This window comes from Mycolicibacterium parafortuitum, from assembly GCF_002086815.1.
Taxonomy (GTDB): domain Bacteria; phylum Actinomycetota; class Actinomycetes; order Mycobacteriales; family Mycobacteriaceae; genus Mycobacterium; species Mycobacterium parafortuitum.
The window spans coordinates 1-17967 of record NZ_MVID01000003.1; the positions used below are offsets into that span (position 1 = coordinate 1).

The 17967-nt window shown below is 69.4% G+C and carries 20 protein-coding genes; 4 read left to right on the plus strand and 16 right to left on the minus strand.

The features are described from left to right. Window positions 1-43: 43 nt before the first annotated feature. The 5 genes from hemB to BST38_RS04785 form a co-directional block, all read right to left on the minus strand. Window positions 44-1024, minus strand: coding sequence for a porphobilinogen synthase (gene hemB / locus BST38_RS04765; protein ID WP_083142120.1), 981 nt, complete (start codon window positions 1022-1024; stop codon window positions 44-46). A gap of 15 nt (window positions 1025-1039) precedes the next feature. After that, window positions 1040-2728 carry a bifunctional uroporphyrinogen-III C-methyltransferase/uroporphyrinogen-III synthase gene (locus BST38_RS04770; RefSeq protein ID WP_083142121.1) on the minus strand — a complete coding sequence of 563 codons (1689 nt, stop codon included), beginning with the start codon at window positions 2726-2728 and terminating at the stop codon, window positions 1040-1042. Next, window positions 2725-3663, minus strand: a complete 939-nt coding sequence (gene hemC, locus BST38_RS04775; RefSeq protein WP_083142122.1) for a hydroxymethylbilane synthase — start codon at window positions 3661-3663, stop codon at window positions 2725-2727. The genes BST38_RS04770 and hemC overlap by 4 nt, the downstream gene beginning before the upstream one ends. Window positions 3664-3687: 24 nt before the next feature. Further along, window positions 3688-5055 carry a glutamyl-tRNA reductase gene (locus BST38_RS04780; RefSeq protein ID WP_083142123.1) on the minus strand — a complete coding sequence of 456 codons (1368 nt, stop codon included), beginning with the start codon at window positions 5053-5055 and terminating at the stop codon, window positions 3688-3690. A gap of 87 nt (window positions 5056-5142) precedes the next feature. Then, on the minus strand, window positions 5143-5397 hold the full coding sequence (locus BST38_RS04785) for a glutaredoxin family protein (RefSeq protein WP_083142124.1): 255 nt from the start codon (window positions 5395-5397) through the stop codon (window positions 5143-5145). Between the two features lie 39 nt (window positions 5398-5436). Here BST38_RS04785 and BST38_RS04790 point away from each other — a divergent pair, with 39 nt between their 5' ends. Further along, window positions 5437-6321 (plus strand): HAD family hydrolase, encoded by an 885-nt coding sequence (locus BST38_RS04790; RefSeq protein WP_083142125.1) that lies wholly within the window; start codon window positions 5437-5439, stop codon window positions 6319-6321. Window positions 6322-6416: 95 nt separating this feature from the next. Continuing rightward, window positions 6417-6959, plus strand: coding sequence for an FAS1-like dehydratase domain-containing protein (locus BST38_RS04795; RefSeq protein WP_083142126.1), 543 nt, complete (start codon window positions 6417-6419; stop codon window positions 6957-6959). A 30-nt stretch (window positions 6960-6989) separates the two neighbouring features. Here the strand turns inward: BST38_RS04795 and BST38_RS04800 are convergent, their stop codons facing one another. The 9 genes from BST38_RS04800 to BST38_RS04840 form a co-directional block, all read right to left on the minus strand. Then, window positions 6990-8060 carry a lysophospholipid acyltransferase family protein gene (locus BST38_RS04800; RefSeq protein WP_083142127.1) on the minus strand — a complete coding sequence of 357 codons (1071 nt, stop codon included), beginning with the start codon at window positions 8058-8060 and terminating at the stop codon, window positions 6990-6992. A 50-nt stretch (window positions 8061-8110) separates the two neighbouring features. Then, on the minus strand, window positions 8111-9211 hold the full coding sequence (locus BST38_RS04805) for an NAD-dependent epimerase/dehydratase family protein (protein WP_083142128.1): 1101 nt from the start codon (window positions 9209-9211) through the stop codon (window positions 8111-8113). Window positions 9212-9240: 29 nt separating this feature from the next. Then, a complete protein-coding gene (locus tag BST38_RS04810; RefSeq protein ID WP_003402602.1) occupies window positions 9241-9342 on the minus strand; it encodes a 30S ribosomal protein bS22 in 102 nt (33 codons plus the stop codon). 118 nt (window positions 9343-9460) lie between these two features. Continuing rightward, window positions 9461-9733, minus strand: a complete 273-nt coding sequence (locus tag BST38_RS04815; protein ID WP_083142418.1) for a helix-turn-helix domain-containing protein — start codon at window positions 9731-9733, stop codon at window positions 9461-9463. Window positions 9734-9871: 138 nt separating this feature from the next. Further along, window positions 9872-10738: a pyrroline-5-carboxylate reductase gene (gene proC, locus BST38_RS04820; protein ID WP_181791996.1), complete on the minus strand. Its 867-nt coding sequence runs from the start codon at window positions 10736-10738 to the stop codon at window positions 9872-9874. A gap of 30 nt (window positions 10739-10768) precedes the next feature. Beyond that, window positions 10769-11590 carry a thioesterase family protein gene (locus BST38_RS04825; protein WP_083142130.1) on the minus strand — a complete coding sequence of 274 codons (822 nt, stop codon included), beginning with the start codon at window positions 11588-11590 and terminating at the stop codon, window positions 10769-10771. Between the two features lie 44 nt (window positions 11591-11634). Then, a complete protein-coding gene (locus BST38_RS04830; RefSeq protein WP_083142131.1) occupies window positions 11635-12480 on the minus strand; it encodes a sugar phosphate isomerase/epimerase family protein in 846 nt (281 codons plus the stop codon). A gap of 22 nt (window positions 12481-12502) precedes the next feature. Then, a complete protein-coding gene (locus tag BST38_RS04835) occupies window positions 12503-13822 on the minus strand; it encodes an Rv0497 family membrane protein (RefSeq protein ID WP_083142132.1) in 1320 nt (439 codons plus the stop codon). A gap of 29 nt (window positions 13823-13851) precedes the next feature. Continuing rightward, the gene (locus BST38_RS04840) at window positions 13852-14895 is read right to left on the minus strand and encodes a Ppx/GppA family phosphatase (RefSeq protein WP_083142134.1); all 1044 of its coding nucleotides are present in this window, start codon (window positions 14893-14895) and stop codon (window positions 13852-13854) included. 12 nt (window positions 14896-14907) lie between these two features. Between BST38_RS04840 and BST38_RS04845 the strand changes: the two genes are divergently transcribed. Both BST38_RS04845 and BST38_RS04850 read left to right on the plus strand, forming a co-directional pair. Then, complete coding sequence (locus BST38_RS04845) at window positions 14908-15711, plus strand: DUF3109 family protein (protein WP_083142135.1); 804 nt, start codon at window positions 14908-14910, stop codon at window positions 15709-15711. Beyond that, window positions 15708-16004, plus strand: coding sequence for a YciI family protein (locus BST38_RS04850; RefSeq protein WP_181791995.1), 297 nt, complete (start codon window positions 15708-15710; stop codon window positions 16002-16004). Before BST38_RS04845 ends, BST38_RS04850 begins: the two co-directional genes overlap by 4 nt. 13 nt (window positions 16005-16017) lie before the next feature. Here the strand turns inward: BST38_RS04850 and regX are convergent, their stop codons facing one another. Together regX and BST38_RS04860 are read right to left on the minus strand one after the other, a co-directional pair. Next, entirely contained in the window at window positions 16018-16704 is a 687-nt protein-coding gene (gene regX, locus BST38_RS04855; protein WP_083142137.1) for a two-component sensory transduction protein RegX, read from the minus strand. Between the two features lie 7 nt (window positions 16705-16711). Next, a complete protein-coding gene (locus BST38_RS04860) occupies window positions 16712-17911 on the minus strand; it encodes a sensor histidine kinase (protein ID WP_083142139.1) in 1200 nt (399 codons plus the stop codon). Between the last annotated feature and the right edge of the window lie 56 nt (window positions 17912-17967).

Here is a 17967-nt window from a genome sequence, read left to right on the forward strand (position 1 = left end):
GGCGGGGGCGTACCGGGCGTGACCGGTGGCTGCTGCGGCGCCGTCACGACAGCCAGCGGGCCACGTCGACGGCCCAGTAGCTCAGCACGATGTCGGCGCCGGCGCGGCGGATCCCCTCCAGCGATTCGAGCACCACGGTCGGCAGGTCGATCCAGCCCTTCTCGCCGGCCGCGGCGATCATCGAGTACTCGCCGGAGACCTGGTAGGCCGCGACGGGCACCAGGGAGATCTCGGCGGTCGCGCGGACCACGTCGAGGTAGGACATCGCGGGTTTGACCATCACGATGTCGGCGCCCTCGTCGAGGTCGAGCTGGACCTCGCGCAGCGCCTCACGCCCGTTGCCCGGATCCTGCTGGTAGGTGCGCCGGTCGCCCTGCAGGCTGGAGCCGACGGCGTCACGGAACGGGCCGTAGAAACCCGACGCGAACTTGGCCGCGTACGCCAGGATCGCGGTGTTGGAGTAGCCGGCGGTGTCCAGGCCGTCGCGGATCGCGGCAACCTGACCGTCCATCATCCCGCTCGGCGACACCACATGGGCACCCGAAATGGCTTGCGCCACGGCGAGTTCGACATACCTGCGGTTGGTCAGGTCGTTGTCGACCCGGCCCTTGGGGTCGAGCACCCCGCAGTGACCGTGGTCGGTGAACTCGTCGAGGCAAGTGTCGGCCATCAGCACCGTGTCGTCGCCGAGGTCCTTGGACAGATCACGCAGCGCGCGGTTCAGGATGCCGTCCGGATCCACGCCGGCGCTCCCCGTCGCGTCCTTGTCCTCGTCCTTGGGCACCCCGAACAACATCAGCCCGCCGACACCGGCAGCCACCGCCTCGGCGGCCGCGCTGCGCAGCGACTCGCGGGTGTGTTGCACCACGCCGGGCATGGAAGGGATGTCGCGTGGCTGGTCCAGGCCGTCGGCGACGAACATCGGGAGCACCAGATGCCGTGGTTGCAGCGTGGTTTCGGACACCAGCCGGCGCATGGCCGGGCTGGTCCGCAGCCTTCTGGGACGGTGTCGGGGGAACCCCACTGTTGGCTCCTCGGGTTAGCGGCGGCGGCTCTTCTTCCGCGGGGGCGGCAAGGCCCCCTCGGCGCGGAGCCGGGCGGCATGCTCGGCGAGCGCCTCGACGAGCGGGCCGACCGCGGCCACCTCGGGCTGGACGTCGACGCGCAGGCCGAATTCCGCTGCGGTCTCGGCGGTCTTCGGGCCGATACACGCGACGATGGTGCGCGCGTGCGGCTTACCCGCGATACCGACGAGGTTGCGCACCGTGGAGCTGGAGGTGAAGCAGACCGCGTCGAACCCTCCGGTCTTGATCATCTCGCGGGTGTGAGCCGGCGGCGGAGCTGCGCGCACGGTCCGGTACGCGGTGACATCCTCGATCTCCCAACCGAGTTCGCGCAGACCCTCGGACAGCGTCTCGGTCGCGATGTCGGCGCGCGGCAACAGCACCCGGTTCACCGGATCGAAAATGTCGTCGTACGGCGGGAATTCGTCGAGCAGGCCGAGCGAGCTCTGTTCGCCGGTGGGCACCAGCTCCGGGTTGATACCGAAGGCGCGGACCTTGTCCGCGGTGGCCTGGCCGACGCACGCGATCTTCACCCCGGAGAACGCGCGGGCGTCGAGACCGAACTCGTTGAACTTCTCCCACACCGCGCGCACCGCGTTGGTCGAGGTGAACACCACCCACTGGAACCGGCCGTCCACCAAACCCTTGACGGCCCTTTCCATTTGGGCCGGGCTGCGGGGCGGTTCGACGGCGATGGTCGGCACCTCGATCGGCAGCGCGCCGTGGCCGACGAGCCGGTCGCTCATCTCGCCCGCCTGGTCCTTGGTGCGCGGCACCAGCACGGTCCAGCCGTACAGCGCGCGGCTCTCCCACCAGTTCAGCTTGGCGCGGTGGGCGACGGTGCGGCCGATGGTGACCACCAGCGTGCCGGTCAGCGGACCGGCCGGTTCGGTACCGGCGAGCACGGCCTTGTCGAGCAGCCCACCCAGGGTGGTCTCGACCGAACGCTGCTGGCACGTCGTGCCATTGGCGGTGACCACGGCCGGGGTGGACTCGGACAGCCCGTATTCGATCAGGGTGCGGGCGGACTCCGGCAGGTGCGACGGCGTCGCGTGCAGGATCAGCGGTCCGGGGGCGGCGGCCAGCGCCGCCCAGTCGACGTCACCGCGGACGTCGGCGACGGTGTGCGACGACCCCAGCGGCAGCCCGGCGTAGGTCGGCACCGCCGAGGTGCCGGGCAGGCCGGGCACGATCTCGAAGTTCAGCTGGGTCTTGGCCAGCGCGTTGATCTCGGTGATCACCGAATCGACCGACAGCGGGTCACCGGCGATGAGCCGGACCACGTCAACCCCGGTGCGCGCCTCGTGGGCCAGCGTCTTGGCCACCTCGGCCGGATCGCCGAGAGCGGGCCGCACGTCGGGACCGCCGGGGATCACCGCGTCCTTGGCCGCCTCGGCGGCCTTGGCGTCCTCGGCCGCGGCATCGGTCTGGTCGGCGTCCTTCTTGGCCGCCTTGTCGGCGGCCGCGGGCAGCGGTCCCGCCGGCGGCGGCAACTCGCAGCCCACCAGGGTCAGTACCGCTTCGGGCACGTCGGGGTCGGTGAACACCAAGGCGGCGTTGGCCAGCACCGCGCGGGCCCGCGCCGTCAGAAGGCCGGGATCTCCGGGCCCGGAGCCGACGAATGTGATGCGTCCGGGCTTGCCCTTGCGTCCTCGCAAGCTCATGTGTCTCTCCCGCTTTCGTCCAACAGATCGCGTGCCCCCAGCTCGAACAGCTCCGCGGCCACGGAGAGCCCCAGCTCCCGTGCCCGATCGGGTGTCCCGATGCCGGACGCGCGGATCACGTCGGATCCGTCCAGCGTCGCCACGCAGCCGCGCAGCGACAGCTCTTCGAAGACGCGGCCGTCTTCATCGATCGACTCGACCACTTCCGCGATCGCGCCCACCGGTGCAGAGCAACCCGCCTCCAGTTCGGCCAGCAAGGTTCGCTCCGCGGTGACCGCCGCACGCGTGTCGGCGTCGTCGAGCTCCGCCAACAGTTGCGCGAGCGCCGTATCACCGGCACGGCACTCGACTGCCAAAGCTCCCTGCGCAGGCGCCGGCAACATCTGTACCGGCTCCAGCGTCTCGGTCACCGCGTCGAGGCGACCGATGCGGGCAAGACCCGCCTTGGCCACCACGATGGCGTCGAGCTCACCGCTGCTTACCCTGTTCAACCTGGTATCTAGGTTGCCTCGTAGGGGGCGGATTTCCAAACCGAGACCCAGTGCTCTAAGCTGTGCGACCCTTCGCGGGGACGACGTGCCGATCACCGAGCCCGTCGGCAACTCCCCGAGCACCAGCCCGTCACGGGCGACCAACGCGTCCCTGGCGTCCGCGCGCACCGGTGTCGCGGCGATCGTGAACCGCGGGTCGGTGGCCGTCGGCAAATCTTTGTAGGAGTGCACGGCGGCGTCGACGACGTTGTCGGCGATGGCTTCGCGCAGCGCTGCGGTGAAGACCCCGACGCCGATGTCGGCGATGGGCTCGTCGGCGCGACGGTCCCCCTCGGTGGAGACGATGACGAGCTCGGCGTCATGTCCGGCGGCGATGAGAGCGTCGCGGACGGTGCCGGCCTGGGTGGTGGCAAGCAGGCTTCCCCTGGTGCCGATTCGGATCACGTGGCGGCTTTCGGCTGTGTGGGTTTACTCGGTTGGGTCGAGATTCAGTGCAGAAGAAGGTATTTCAGTTTCCGCGACGGCCCCGAGTTCACTACCGGCGACGGCGTCGACGGCGTGCTGGTCGAGTTCGAACAGTTCACGTAGCGCTTCGGCGTAGCTGTCCCCGCCCGGCGCGCTGGCCAGTTGTTTGACGCGCACCGTGGGCGCGTGCAGGAGTTTGTCGACGACACGGCGCACGGTGTTGGCGACCTCGTCGCGGTGCGCGGAGTCCAGACCCGGCAACCGGTTGTCCAGCCGCAGCAACTCCGCCTCCACCACGTCGGCGGCGCGCTGCCGCAGCGCGGTGACGGTCGGGGCCACCTCGGCGACGCGCTGACCGGCGAGGTAGCCGGCCACCTCGGCGGCGACGATCGCGCGGGCGGCGTCGGCGTCCGACGTCGCGGTCTTGGCCGACGGCTCCCGCAGGATCCGGTCCATGTCGATGACGAACACCCCGGGCAGACCGGCGACCGCGGGGTCGACGTCGCGGGGCATGCCGAGGTCGCAGATCACCAGGTCCTTGGGCTCGCGGACGTGTGCGAGCCCGCGGTGCACGTCGGCCAGCGACACCACCGGGCGCACCGCGCCGGTACAGCTGATCACGATGTCGGCGTCGGTCAACAGCGGCGGCAGGTGGTCGAACGGGTACGCCTCGGCGGCGATCCCGTCGGCACGGATGTTCTCGGCCAGACGCTTGGCCCGTGGCAGGCTGCGGTTGACCACATGGATGCGGTCGATGCCGGCACGCAACAGTTGCTTGGCGGCCAGCGAGCCCATCGACCCGGCGCCGACGACCACCGCATGGCGGCCCGCCAGCGAGCCGACCTTGCGCTCGGCGATGTCGAGCGACACCGACACCACCGAAGCACCGGCGCGGTCGATCCCGGTCTCGGAGTGCACGCGCTTGCCGACCGCGAGCGCCCGCTGGGACAGCTCGTGGAGGGTGCGACCGACGGACTGGTTGGCCTCGGCGGCGGCGTAGGCGCGCCGGACCTGGCCCAGCACCTGCTGCTCGCCGACGACCGCGGAGTCCAGCCCGCTGGACACGGCGAAGAGATGTTCGACGGCAGCCTCGGCGTAGCGCACGTAGGCGTATTTGGTGAGGTCCTGCAGCGACATCCCGGAGTGGTCGGACAGCACCTGTCCGATGACCGAAAGACCGCCGTGAAATGCCTCGACGACCGCGTAGATCTCTACCCGGTTGCATGTCGAGAGCACCATTGCCTCGGTGACCAGCGACGACCGCAGCACCTCGGCGACGATCTTGGCCTGGTCCGATTCGTCGGTGCTCAGCTGTTCCAGAACCGACACCGGCGCGCTGCGGTGCGAAACCCCGAAAAGCAAGACGCTCATGGCTTCCTCACCACGATTGGCACCCGTCCAAGGTAGACGTTAACCAGTTGTGCTACCAAATTTGCTCGGACAATCGTGCCCAGGGTCTCAACTGGTCAGATCGCTCCGCAGCCGGGGTTCGTCGACCTCCCAGTAGCTGTGCTCCACGCCGTCGAGCAGCACCACGGGCAGCCGGTCGCCGTACTCGGCGCGCAGCCCGGTGTCCCCGCCCGCTGCGGCGGCGTCGACGTCGGTGACCGTCAGCGTGAACCCGAGCTCGCCGGCCAGCGACCTCAGCTGCTCGGCCGCGGCCGCGCACATCGGACAACCCTCACGCGTCAGCAGCTGCACTCCTCGATCCACCCCGCCAGTATCCCGGCGCGGTGACCTAGTGTTGTCATCGTGTCCGATATCGGGGGCCGGGCCCAGAAACTCGCAGGTGAAGCTAGCGCGGAGGCTGCTGCGCAGGGCCTCGACGAATCACCGGCCGACCTCACCGGCCCTCCGCCGCCTCCGCCGGATCTGACCGCGGCGGCGTTCTTCGACGTCGACAACACCCTCGTGCACGGTTCCTCGCTGGTGCACTTTGCCCGCGGGCTGGCCGCCCGCGACTACTTCACCTACCGGGACCTGGCGATGTTCGTGTTCGCGCAGGCGAAATTCCAGCTGACCGGGCGGGAGAACAGCGACGACGTCGCCGAGGGCAGGCGTAAGGCGCTGTCGTTCATCGAGGGCCGGTCGACGGCCGAGCTGGTCGCGCTCGGCGAGGAGATCTACGACGAGATCATCGCCACCAAGATCTGGCCGGGCACCAGGGCGCTGGCCCAGATGCATCTCGACGCCGGTCAGCAGGTGTGGTTGGTCACCGCGACGCCGTACGAGCTGGCCGATACGATCGCGCGCCGGCTGGGCTTGACCGGCGCCCTCGGCACGGTCGCGGAGTCGATCGACGGCGTGTTCACCGGCCGGCTGGTCGGCGACATCCTGCACGGCACCGGCAAGGCGCACGCGGTGCGCTCGCTGGCCATCCGGGAGGGGCTGAACCTGCGCCGTTGCACGGCCTACTCCGACAGCTTCAACGACGTGCCGATGCTGTCGCTGGTGGGCACCGCGGTCGCGATCAACCCGGACGCCGACCTGCGCGACCTGGCCCGCGAGCGCGGCTGGGAGAGCCGTGACTTCCGCACCGCGCGCAAGGCCGCCCGCATCGGGGTGCCGTCGGCGCTGGCACTGGGCGCGGCGGGCGGGGCGCTGGCCGCGGTCGTCTCGCACCGCGACAAGAAGTAGGCACGCCCGCACCGTTGGTAGGCTCGGGCCCCGCCGCCTCATCGAGCGGCGGGCCGACCCGTTCTATCGGGGGAACAGACCACGGGAAGACGCGCATGGGCATCGCAGACGAGATCATCGGGACGCACTACCGGTACCCGGACTACTTCCAGGTCGACCGGGAGAAGATCCGTGAGTTCGCCCGCGCCGTCAAGGACGACCACCCGGCGCACTACGACGAGGACGCGGCCAAGGAGTGCGGCCATGACGCGGTGATCGCGTCGCTGACGTTCCTGGCGGTCGCGGGCCGGCGGGTGCAGGAGGAGATCTTCAATCAGTTCGACCTCCCGATCAACATGGAGCGGGTGCTGCACCGCGACCAGAAGCTGGTGTTCCACCGGCCGATCGTGGCCGGCGACAAGCTGTGGTTCGACTCGTACCTGGATTCGGTCACCGAATCGCACGGCGCGGTGCTCACCGAGATCCGCGGCGAGGTGACCGACGACAACGGCGAGCCGGTGATCACCAGCATCGTGACGGTGATGGGCGAGGCGCAGTACGAGAACGAGGCCGACGAGCTCACCGCGCAGATCGCCGCCAAGCGCGATGCGTCAGCGCTGTCGAAGTTCGTTGCCGGGCAAAAAGCCGAGACCGGCTAGCCAGTTACGCCGGGCGACGGTCGGCCCGGGTCAGCCGAAGAAGGTGTTCCGCCGGTTGGCCAGCAGCTGGTAGAGGGTCTGCTGGATGGTCTCGCGGACCTGGTCGGTCAGTTCGAAGGTGACCATCGGGTCCTCGGCGGCCGACTCGTCGTAATCGCCGGTGTCGATCGGCTCGCCGAACTGGATGTACCACTTCGACGGCAGCGGCACCACGCCGAGCGGGCCGGCCAGCGGGAACAGCGGCGTCACCGGGAAGTACGGCAGCCCGAGCAGCCGGGCCAGCAGCTTCACGTCGGCCACCATCGGATAGATCTCCTCGGATCCGACGATGGAGCACGGCACGATCGGCGCCTTGGTCCGCAGCGCCGCGGACACGAACCCGCCGCGGCCGAACCGCTGCAGCTTGTAGCGGTCCTTGAACCCCTTGCCCAGCCCCTTGTAGCCCTCGGGGAACACGGCGGTCAGCTCACCGGCGGCGAGCAGCCGGTGCGCGTCGTCGGTGCAGGCCATGGTGTGCCCGGCCTTACGGGCGGCCTGCCCGACCACCGGCATGTCGAACACGATGTCGGCGGCCAGCATCCGCAGATCGCGGTGCGCCGGGTGCTTGTCGCGAACGGCGACCTGGGTCATCAACCCGTCGAACGGCAGCACGCCCGCATGGTTGGCCACCACCAGCGCCGCACCGGTGTCCGGAAGGTTCTCGATGCCACTGACCTCGACCCGGAACCAGGAGTTGAAAAGCACTCGTAGCAAAGGCAGAAAGATTGCGTCGTTGAGGTGCGGATCGAACCCGAACTCGTCGACGGCGTAGTCGCCCGTCATCCGCTTGCGCACGAACTCGGCGATACCCGCGATGCGCTGGGCGAGTTCGTTGGGTTCCTGCTCGTCGAATCCGGCGCCCGCACCGGGCCCGCGATGCTGGTCGATCTCGCGGACGACGGCCGCGATCTGTTCGGCGGAGGCGCGCGTTCCCTGGTCGGTCAGCAGCGACGGATGACGCGACGCGCTATCGGCCCGCTGTGCCGCGGAGCGCCGACTGGCCGCGCTGCGTCCCGAATTCCCATGCAGCGGAATGACTTTCGCTCTCGGCTCGCCCGGCACCGGCTATCCTTCTCCCCTGCTGTCCCCCACGATCGCACCCGGCGCAGAGTCTACCGTCCCCAGCGCTGCGCCGCCGACACCGCGCGATTCTCCAGCGCATTCATCCAGCGCGGGTCGATGATCGGGGTCAGACCCCGGCCGCGCACGTAGTCGTCGAAAGCCTCGGCCGTCGTCCACTTCGGGGTGTAGCCGAGTTCGTTGACCATCCGGTTGGTGTCCATCACGCGGCCGTAGCTGAGGTAGTCGAGCTGCTCGCGATCCAGTTCGGTATTGCGGGTGGCTCGCCACAGCGAATCCACGGCGACCAACGCCGACCGCGGCACCGGCAGCGCCAGCCGCCCCGACCGCCGGATCGCCTGGCTCATCATGATCACCCCAGCGGCGCCGATGTTGAACGTGCCGGGCTTCCCCGCCATGGTGGCGCGCTCCAGCGCACCGAGCGCATCCTGCTCGTGCAGCAACTGCAGCCGGGCGTCGTGGCCGACGACCGTCGGGACGACGGGGCCCGCCAGATACCGCGACAGCGCGGTGTCCATGGCCGGGCCGATCATGTTGGCCAGCCGCAGGATCGTCACCGCGATATCGGGCCTGCGCCGGCCCAGGCCGCGCGCGTAACCCTCGATGTCGATGCTGTCGCGGGCGAACCCCTCACCGGGCGGGCGCCTGCGGCTGCTGCTCTCGAAGAACGCGACCGGGTCACGCGAGCTGGACCCGTACACCTCGGAGGTCGACTTGAGGATGACCCGGCGCACCGACGGCGCCTTCTGGCACGCCGCGAACAGCTGGATCGCGCCCATCACGTTGAGCTCTTTGAGCGTCGCGCGGCCACCGGCCCGCGGCGCGTAGGACGCGGCCGCGGCGTGCACCACGGTGTCGACGTCGCCGTTGCGGATCACCTTCGCGATGAACGGATTGCGGATGTCGGCGCGGACGAACTCCGCGCGGCCCATCCGGCGCAACAGATCCTTGCTGGGCGCGACCGCGTCGACCGCGATCACGTGGTTGATCAACGGGTTCTGCGCGAGGCGCGCCGTGAGATACCCGCCGAGGAACCGACAGGCTCCCGTGACCAGCACGACCTTCGGGTAGTTCAGGGCCTCGCGGGTATCCGACCCGTCGGCGCTTGTTCCGGACCGACCCTCAGAATCCATCCAGCCAGCCTAACGACGGGGCGTCAGACCTACTTGCCGAGTTTTCTGCGCTGCACCCGGGTGCGACGAAGCAGCTTGCGGTGCTTCTTCTTCGACATGCGCTTACGCCGCTTCTTGATGACAGAACCCATGAACTCCGCTACCTAGATTGTGTGGAGACCCGTGTACGGATCTCGTCAGCCTCGACCGGTCACCTTACCTGGCAACCGTCCCGGCGCCGAAATCCGCCTGCGTGCAGACTGGCCGCGGCTACCCGGCGTCGAAGTACGAACTTTCCAGCATGTCGTGGACCGCTTTGGCGTGCACCCGGAACGAGCGGCCCACCCGCACCGCGGGCAGCTCGCCGTTGTGCACCAGGCGGTACACCGTCATCTTGCTGACCCGCATGAGGCTCGCGACCTCGGCGACGGTCAGAAATTGGGCACGCGGCGCTTGCGCGTCCCCGGCGCTACCCTGCCCGGCGTCACGCGCCGTCTTCCCGCTCGCCGAATCCCGCGAAGATGGCCCGTTCATAGACGTCATCGCAACCCAATCCATCAGGCGCGGGCAGTTCCAGCGGCTTCCCCACCGCTGGACCCACCCGTGCTTACCACTGGGAGAATAGCGTGGCGGGTGGGGTTACTGCGACGGGTGTGGGGTAATCGGTTCCAAATTGCTGAACTACTCGGATGTAATTCCGAGCTGCTCAGAGCGCCTTTTCGCGGCCTCGACGGCGGCGGCCACAGCGGCCCGCAGACCGCCGCGCTCGAGTTCCCGCAGGCCCGCGGCGGTGGTGCCGCCCGGGGACGTCACGGTGGCGCGCAGCTGGGCGGGCGAGGTGTCCATCGTCGGGCCCGAGCCGGCCCGCTCGGCGGCCTCGTCGAGCCGCTCCAGCAGCATGGCCGCCGAGCCTGCCATGGTGTGCACGGCGAGGTCCGTGGCGACGTTGCGCGGCAGCCCGGCCTCCACACCCGCGTCGACGAGCGCCTCGACCATCAGGAAGAAATACGCGGGCCCGGACCCCGACACCGCGGTGACGGCGTCGATCTGCCCCTCGGTGACGATCTGCACCTCGCCGACGGCGTCGAACAGCTGCGCCACCTCCTTGAGGTGTTCGGGCGTCGCGAACCGGCCCGCGGCCACCGCGCTCACCCCGCCGCCGACGAGCATCGGGGCGTTCGGCATCACCCGCACGACCGGTGAGCCCGCGGGCAGCTTGTTCTCGTAGTAGGCGGTGCCGACGCCCGCGGCGACGCTGACGAAGACCTGCTCGGCGGTGTCGCTCTCGGCACGGGCGGCGGTGTCGGCGATGTCGCCGATCACGTGCTGGACGTCGCCGGGCTTCACGGCGATCACCACGTAGGTGGCGGCGTCGACGGCGTCAGAGACCGAGGTGACCCGCACGGAGTACTTCTCGGCGAGGTACTTGGCCCGGTCCGGGCCCTTCTCCGCCACCACGAGGTCCTTGACCTGCCTGCCTGCGCGCAACAGCCCCGCAAGCAGTGCTTCCCCGATACTTCCGCCACCGATGATCGCGATTCTGGCCATGCGGGAAAGCATGGCACGCGGCAGACGGGGCTATTGGGCGGGCACCATCGCCAGCTGGCGGGTCTGGACGACGATGCGGCCCTCGCAGTCGACCACGATGTGATCCTCGTCGAACCAGTCCTGCCCGATCTGGGTGGCGGTGCACATCACCCGCAGCCAGCCGTCGGCGGGAAGGGCCCGCACATAGGCCGTCAGCTGCACGGTGGGCGCCCAACCGAACCGATTGACCCCGAACGTCACCGGAGCGGACACGTCGCCGCACAGCAGCGCGAACAGCACGTCCGGCGCCACCCCCTTGGGACGCACCCAGTACTCGATCACCGGCATGCCGCCGTCGCGGCGTGGCCCGAAAGTGGTCAGCGACGGCCTGATGTCGCAGCCGTGCGCGAGGTGCACGGTGTCGGCCATCGGATGGTCCGGGCCGATCGGTTCGAGGCCGGGCGGCGGTTCGGGCGTCATCAGCGGTACCACCGGATTCACCGACAGCAGCGGCCGAGTGTCGGGACCGCTGTGTTCGGGGGTGCCCATCGTGATCGCGGCACGGACGGCGGCGCGATCACCCTGCCGCAGCTCGACGTCGAGCAGGCTGACCCGCCGTCCCCGCTTGAGCACGGTCGTGACGACCTGCATCGGCCCCGGATCCGGGGCCCACAGGAAGCTGCCCGACACCGCGATCGGCTCCACGCCGGGTTCGCCGAACTCGATCCGGGCGGCGTTGGCGCACAGCGCGAGCATCGCGCCGCCGTGCACCTTCGGCCCGATCGTCCAGTGCTCGTTGAGTACGCCGTCGTAGACGCCGCCCCCTGCGGATGTCAGCGCCATCGCGTCGGTGAACAGGGCGGAGCTCGTCATGCACGTCCTCTATCGTCTCTTCGTCGCGCAAGCGCTCATCGCGGTTAGCGCAGCAGGTGCGTCCTCGCGAACTGCAGCGACTCGGTCAGCAACGCCTCACGTTCGGCCGCGGTGCGGGCGCCGGAGGTGCTGACCTCGAGGATGACATGTCCGGCGAAGTCGCTCGCAGCCAGCATCTCGCAGACCTCGGCCGTCGGCTGGGTGCCGCGGCCCGGGACCAGATGCTCGTCGTGGGAGGCGCCGCTGCCGTCGGCCAGGTGCAGATGGACCAGGCCGTCGCCCATCCGGCCGGCCATCTCGATCGCGTCGGTGCCCGCGGTCGCGGTGTGCGACAGGTCCAGGGTGTAGTGCGCGTGGCCGCCGTCGAGCGGGTCGTAGGACGGCGCGAACGCCGAGATGCCAGGACCGGGGGCGCCGCCGCGTTTGCGCATCCGCTCGATCGAGGTCTGCCCCGCGCCGAAGAACCGGTCGGCGCGGAACGGGAACATGTTCTCCACCGCGACCATCACGTCGCTGCCGGACTCCAGCTCGGCCACCTGGTCGCTGAAGCCGTCGGCGTAGCGCCGCTGCCACCGGAACGGCGGATGCACCACCACGGTCTGGGCGCCGAGCTGTTCGGCGGCGCGCACGCTGCGCTCGAGCTTGGTGACCGGGTTGGCGCCCCAGACCCGTTGCGTGATCAGCAGGCACGGTGCGTGCACGGAGAGCACCGGCACGCCGTAGCGCTTCGACATCGCCTCGATCGCGTCGATGTCCTGGCTGACCGCCTCGGCCCACACCATCAGCTCGACGCCGTCGTAGCCCAGGTTGGCGGCGTACTCGAAGGCCGCCTCGGTCTTGAGCGGATAGACCGAGGCGGTCGACAGACCGACCTTGATTGCTGGACGCACAGTGCTTTCCGGCGATTCCCGGTCAGCCCGATTGCAGCAGCGCGAGCGGACCGAGGGTGACCAGCGCACCGACGGCCACCGCGATCAGGGTGCTGCCGATGTCTTCGGTCTTGCGCACGATCCGCACGCCGACCACCAGACCGAGGATGACGAGCACCGACAACACCAGCGCGATGATGTTGTTCCACTTCCAGAGTTGATCGAACGCGACGAACAGGCCCGCGCCGAAGAACACCGCGATGACGCACTGCCCGACGATCCACGCCGCGTGCACGACCGAGGACATCTTGCGGGGCTCGTCCTCGACGTCCAGGTCGTCGTCGAGATCGTCCTCGGCCAGGTCTTCGTCGGCCAGATCGTCCTCGATGGTGTCGACCAGCTCCCTGTCGGCGGCCGACGGACCGCCGAACAGCCGCGGTTCCTTGCTCGGGCGCAGGTACGACGGCAGGTCGTCCTCGTCGTCCTTGTCTGAGTCGTCGTCCTTGCTCAGGTCGTCCTTGTCCAGGTCCTCGGCTAGGTCGTCGTCGTCGATGTCGTCGATGTAGTCGGCGATGTCGGTGTCGGCGGTGTCGGTGGCGGTGTCGGCATCGACCGCCGCCTCGACGTCGATGTCCTCGACCTCGATGTCGGCCGGCGCATCGTCGAGCGCCGTCTGGTCACGAGCTTCGTCGACCGTCGGGACCACGTCGGTCACCTCGGCCTGCGCAGGCGCGGCAGCGCGCTCGACGACGGGCTCGGCGACCGGCGCGCTCTTGCGGCCGAACCGGGGGAAGCCGAACCGGCGCTTCGGCGCGGGTGGGGGGCTGCTCTGCTCGACGACGGGCTCGGCGACGGTGTCGGGCTCCGGGACCTCGGCGACAGCTTCCGCCTCGACCGTGTCCGCCTCGTCCTCGGCGGCTTCTGGGTCGGATTGGACTTCTGGGTCGGCCTGGACTTCCCCGTCGCTCCCGGCGGACTCGGCCTGCTCGGCCTCTTCTTCGGGCTCGGCGTCAGCAACGTCGTCGACCGCGTCCGGTTCGGCCTCGGGCTCGGCCTGCACGTCGTCCTGGGCCGCGGTGTCGGTGTGATCGACCACACCGTTGGTGGAGGGTTCGTCGTCCGGTTCGGAGGGCGTCTCGGCGGCCGGAGTGGGCTCGGCTACCGGGGCCGTGGGAGGCGGATCGTCCGGCCGGATGATCGGGATCTCGCCGGTGAGTTCGGCGACGGTGACGGCGTCGGCGTTGCCGCGACGGCGGCGGCGTCGTCCGCCGACCGGGGGTGCCCCGATCGTGCCGTTGCGGGCCAGCAGCTCGGCGACCGAGATCGGCCGCGTGCTGCTGTTGCTGTCCTCAGTTCCAGTCATCGCCTTCGTCGCCTCTGAGCTTTGCCGCTTCAGCGTCCAGCATTGCGCACGGACATCGGTCGTGAGGCGGATTCACCGTCGCCGGTGTTGCCCGGCCCGCCGACCTTGCCCGGATGGTCGGCACCGCCCCCGACGAACGCGCTCCCATCGGCCTCACTGTCGAGTTTCCGCAGGATGAGCCCCTCTCGCAACGCCCAGGGACAGATGTCCACGCTCTCGATGCCGAGAGTCCTCATGCTCGCCTCCGCCACTAATGCGCCCGCAACGATCTGCGGAGCCCGGTCGACACTCACCCCTTCCAATTCCGCACGGTCAGCCGCGGTCATCCTAGAGATGAAATTTATGAGTTGACGAAGACCGGTCGCGGTGAGCGTGCGTTTGACCCGCGGGCCGGCACCCGAGGGCGCCGCACCGGTCAACCGCGCCAGCGAACGAAACGTCTTCGAGGTGGCGACGGCCAGATCCGGGGTACCCGCGGCCGAGATCGCCGTACCCGCCTCGGACAGCTCGTTGGCCAGCCAGTCGCGCAGCATCGCGACCCGGCGCCGGCCCGGCGGATCGTCGGGCAGCCATTCGCGGGTCATCCGGCCCGCACCCAGCGGCAGCGACAGCGCCACATCGGGCTCCTCGTCCACCCCGCTGGACAGCTCCAGCGAGCCACCGCCGATGTCGATGTTGATGATCCGTCCGGCGCTCCACCCGTACCAGCGCCGCACCGCCAGGAACGTCAACCGCGACTCGTCGACGCCGCTGAGCACCTTGAGGTCGACGCCGGTCTCGGCCTTCACCCGGGTCAGGACGTCCTCGGAGTTCGTCGCATCCCGCACCGCCGACGTCGCGAACGCCATCAGCTCCGCACAGCCCGAGCTGGTCGCGATCCGCGCGAACTCGTCGACCGTGCCGATCAGCTTGTCGGCGCCGCGGCGGGTGAGTTTCCCGGAGTCGTCGATCGCCTCGGCCAGCCGCAGCGACGCCTTGGTCGAACTCATCGGCGTCGGGTGCCCACCACGGCGGGCATCGACCACCAACAGATGGACGGTGTTGCTGCCCACGTCGAGCACGCCTAATCGCACCCGTACAACGTAATGGGTCTACCGTGGAAAACCGTGAGCGCATCGGCATCGCATCCCGGGGAGGTCGAACTCGATTTCGCCCGTGAGTGGGTGGAGTTCTACGACCCCGACAACCCCGAGCATCTGATCGCCGCCGACATGACGTGGCTGCTGTCGCGCTGGACGTGCGTGTTCGGCACCCCCGCGTGCAAGGGCACGGTCGAGGGACGCCCGGACGACGGATGTTGTTCGCACGGCGCGTTTCTGTCCGACGACGACGACCGCGCCCAGCTCGACGACGCGGTGAAGCTGCTGACCGACGAGGACTGGCAGTACCGCGAGAAGGGCCTGGGCAAGAAGGGCTATCTCGAGCTCGACGAGTACGACGGTAAGCCGAACTGGCGGACCCGGAAATACAAGGGCGCGTGCATCTTTCTGAACCGTCCCGGGTGGCCCAAGGGCATCGGCTGCGCGCTGCACAGCAAGGCGCTCGAGATCGGTGTCGAGCCGCTGACGCTCAAACCCGAGGTGTGCTGGCAGCTGCCGATCCGGCGTACCCAGGAGTGGGTGACCCGGCCCGACGACACCGAGATCCTCAAGACGACCATCACCGAGTACGACCGGCGCGGCTGGGGTGAGGGCGGTTCGGACCTGCACTGGTACTGCACCGGCGACCCCGGCGCGCACGTCGGCGCCAAACAGGTGTGGGAGTCCTACGCCCCCGAGCTGACCGAGCTGCTCGGCGAGAAGGCGTACGCCGAGCTGGCCGCAATGTGCAGGCGGCGCAGCGCATTAGGGCTGATCGCCGTCCACCCCGCGACCCGCGCCGCCGAATGAGCGGGCTGTTCCTGTTTCGGCTGATCCCACCCCGCGCCGACTTCGCGCAGACGATGACCGACATCGAGCAGCACACGATGCACCTGCACAACACCTACTGGCAGCAGCTGCTCGCCGACGGCCGCGTCGTCGTCTACGGCCCGGTCGCCGACCCCGAGGGGGTGTGGGGGCTGGGCGTGCTGCGCGCCGCCGACCGCGCCGAGGCACTCGCGATCGCGGAGGCCGATCCGTCGATCACGGCCGCCCTCAACACCTTCGAGCTGCTGGAGATCATCGACGGCGTCACCGGCTGATCGCCGGAGAACCTCAGCCCTCCAGTTTGTAGCCGAGCCCGCGCACGGTGACCAGATGCACCGGGTTGGCCGGATCGGCTTCGATCTTGCTGCGCAGCCGCTTGACGTGCACGTCGAGCGTCTTGGTGTCGCCGACGTAGTCCGCGCCCCACACCCGGTCGATCAGCTGGCCGCGGGTGAGCACCCGCCCACTGTTGCGCATCAGATACTCGAGAAGGTCGAACTCCTTGAGCGGCAACGTGATTGGTGCGCCGTTGACGCTGACCACATGACGTTCGACGTCCATCCGCACCGGCCCGGCCTCCAGCACCCCGTCGGTGTTGCCCGGATCCTCGGCGTCGGCGCCGCGCCGCAGCACCGCCCGGATGCGGGCGATCAGCTCGCGCGCCGAGTACGGCTTCGTGACGTAGTCGTCGGCGCCGAGCTCCAGGCCCACCACTTTGTCGATCTCACTGTCGCGGGCGGTCACCATGATCACCGGGACACTCGACCGCAACCGCAGCTGCTTGCACACATCGGTGCCGCTCATGCCGGGAAGCATCAGGTCCAGCAGCACGATGTCGGCGCCGGAGCGCTCGAATTCGGCCAGGGCTGAGGGCCCGTCGGCCACCACGGTGGCTTCGAAGCCCTCTTTGCGGAGGAGAAAGGCCAAGGGATCGGCCAAGGACTCCTCGTCCTCCACAATCAGCACGCTGGTCATCGATGAATCAATCCTCTCGGTCGTCCAGGTTGTCGTCGGCGTCGTTGCCGTCAAGGTGTGGCGGATCGGCCGCCGGAATGGACAAGGTGAAGGTCGAGCCGGTGCCGGGCTGGCTCCACAACCGGATCGAACCGTTGTGGTTGGCGGCGACGTGCTTGACGATCGCCAGGCCGAGACCGGTGCCGCCGGTGGCCCGCGAGCGGGCCTTGTCGACGCGGAAGAAGCGTTCGAACACCCGCTCCTGATCGGCGGGGGCGATGCCGATGCCGCGGTCGGTGACCGCGATCTCGATGTTGCGGCCGCGCCTGCGTCTGCTGATCGAGACCGAGGATCCGTTGGGCGAGTAGGCGATCGCGTTGGAGACCAGGTTCGCGATCGCCGTCACCAGCAGGGTCTGGTCGCCGAGCACGCGGTAACCGGTCGGCGCGTCGGTGGTGACCGTGATGTCGGCGTTCTCAGCGGCCACCTTGTGCCGCGAGAGCGCTTCGGAGACAACGACATCCACATCGACCGCACCCAGATCGGGCAGCCGCTCGCCGCCCTGCAGCCGGGACAGCTCGATCAGCTCCCCGACCATGTTGGCCAGCCGGGTGGACTCCATCACCATCTTCTCCGCGAAGTGCGCGACGGTGGCCGGATCGTCGGCCGAGGCGAGCACCGCCTCGGCGAGCACGCCGAGCGCCCCGACCGGGGTCTTGAGTTCGTGGCTGACGTTGGCGACGAAGTCGCGCCGCGTCGCCTCCATCCTGGCGTGCTCGGACTGGTCGTCGACGTAGAGCACCGCGAACCGGCGGTCCACCTCGGTCAGCAGCTGCACGTGGCCACGGACCGACAGCCCGGAGCGGCCGGGACGGTCGCCTTTGAGCGGTGACAGGTCGAACTCGCCCGGTTCGCCGGTGGCCAGCGTGCGCTTGGCGACGGCCCAGGCCCGGTCGTCGAGGAGGCGTTCGCGCAGCAGGCCGAGCTCGCCGGCTCGTTCGTTCATGTACACCACGTCACGGAAGTGGTCGACGACGACGATCCCGATCGGGGACTGCGAGACGATGTGCTCGAGCATCTGGGACACGGTGATGCCGGACTGCTCGGTCGAGCGCCGCTGCCGGCGCTCCCGAACCCGGGGCGCCATCCGGACGCCGACCGCGACACCGATCGCCAGCGCGAGCAATGCCACGACTGCGACGAGCAGCAGCGCCGATACGACACTCACGGGCAAAGCGTACGCACTCGGTGAACGTCACCCCAGCAGCGTGCGGCCAAATCGGG

What these genes read in the sequence shown, in the direction of transcription:
- BST38_RS04770 (WP_083142121.1), bottom strand. Translation starts at nt 2,728, where the DNA reads ATGAGCTTGCGAGGACGCAAGGGCAAGCCCGGACGCATCACATTCGTC.
- BST38_RS04780 (WP_083142123.1), bottom strand. Translation starts at nt 5,055, where the DNA reads ATGAGCGTCTTGCTTTTCGGGGTTTCGCACCGCAGCGCGCCGGTGTCG.
- BST38_RS04795 (WP_083142126.1), top strand. Translation starts at nt 6,417, where the DNA reads ATGGGCATCGCAGACGAGATCATCGGGACGCACTACCGGTACCCGGAC.
- BST38_RS04805 (WP_083142128.1), bottom strand. Translation starts at nt 9,211, where the DNA reads ATGGATTCTGAGGGTCGGTCCGGAACAAGCGCCGACGGGTCGGATACC.
- BST38_RS04810 (WP_003402602.1), bottom strand. Translation starts at nt 9,342, where the DNA reads ATGGGTTCTGTCATCAAGAAGCGGCGTAAGCGCATGTCGAAGAAGAAG.
- BST38_RS04815 (WP_083142418.1), bottom strand. Translation starts at nt 9,733, where the DNA reads ATGACGTCTATGAACGGGCCATCTTCGCGGGATTCGGCGAGCGGGAAG.
- proC (WP_181791996.1), bottom strand. Translation starts at nt 10,738, where the DNA reads ATGGCCAGAATCGCGATCATCGGTGGCGGAAGTATCGGGGAAGCACTG.
- BST38_RS04825 (WP_083142130.1), bottom strand. Translation starts at nt 11,590, where the DNA reads ATGACGAGCTCCGCCCTGTTCACCGACGCGATGGCGCTGACATCCGCA.
- BST38_RS04835 (WP_083142132.1), bottom strand. Translation starts at nt 13,822, where the DNA reads ATGACTGGAACTGAGGACAGCAACAGCAGCACGCGGCCGATCTCGGTC.
- BST38_RS04845 (WP_083142135.1), top strand. Translation starts at nt 14,908, where the DNA reads ATGGGTCTACCGTGGAAAACCGTGAGCGCATCGGCATCGCATCCCGGG.
- BST38_RS04850 (WP_181791995.1), top strand. Translation starts at nt 15,708, where the DNA reads ATGAGCGGGCTGTTCCTGTTTCGGCTGATCCCACCCCGCGCCGACTTC.
- regX (WP_083142137.1), bottom strand. Translation starts at nt 16,704, where the DNA reads ATGACCAGCGTGCTGATTGTGGAGGACGAGGAGTCCTTGGCCGATCCC.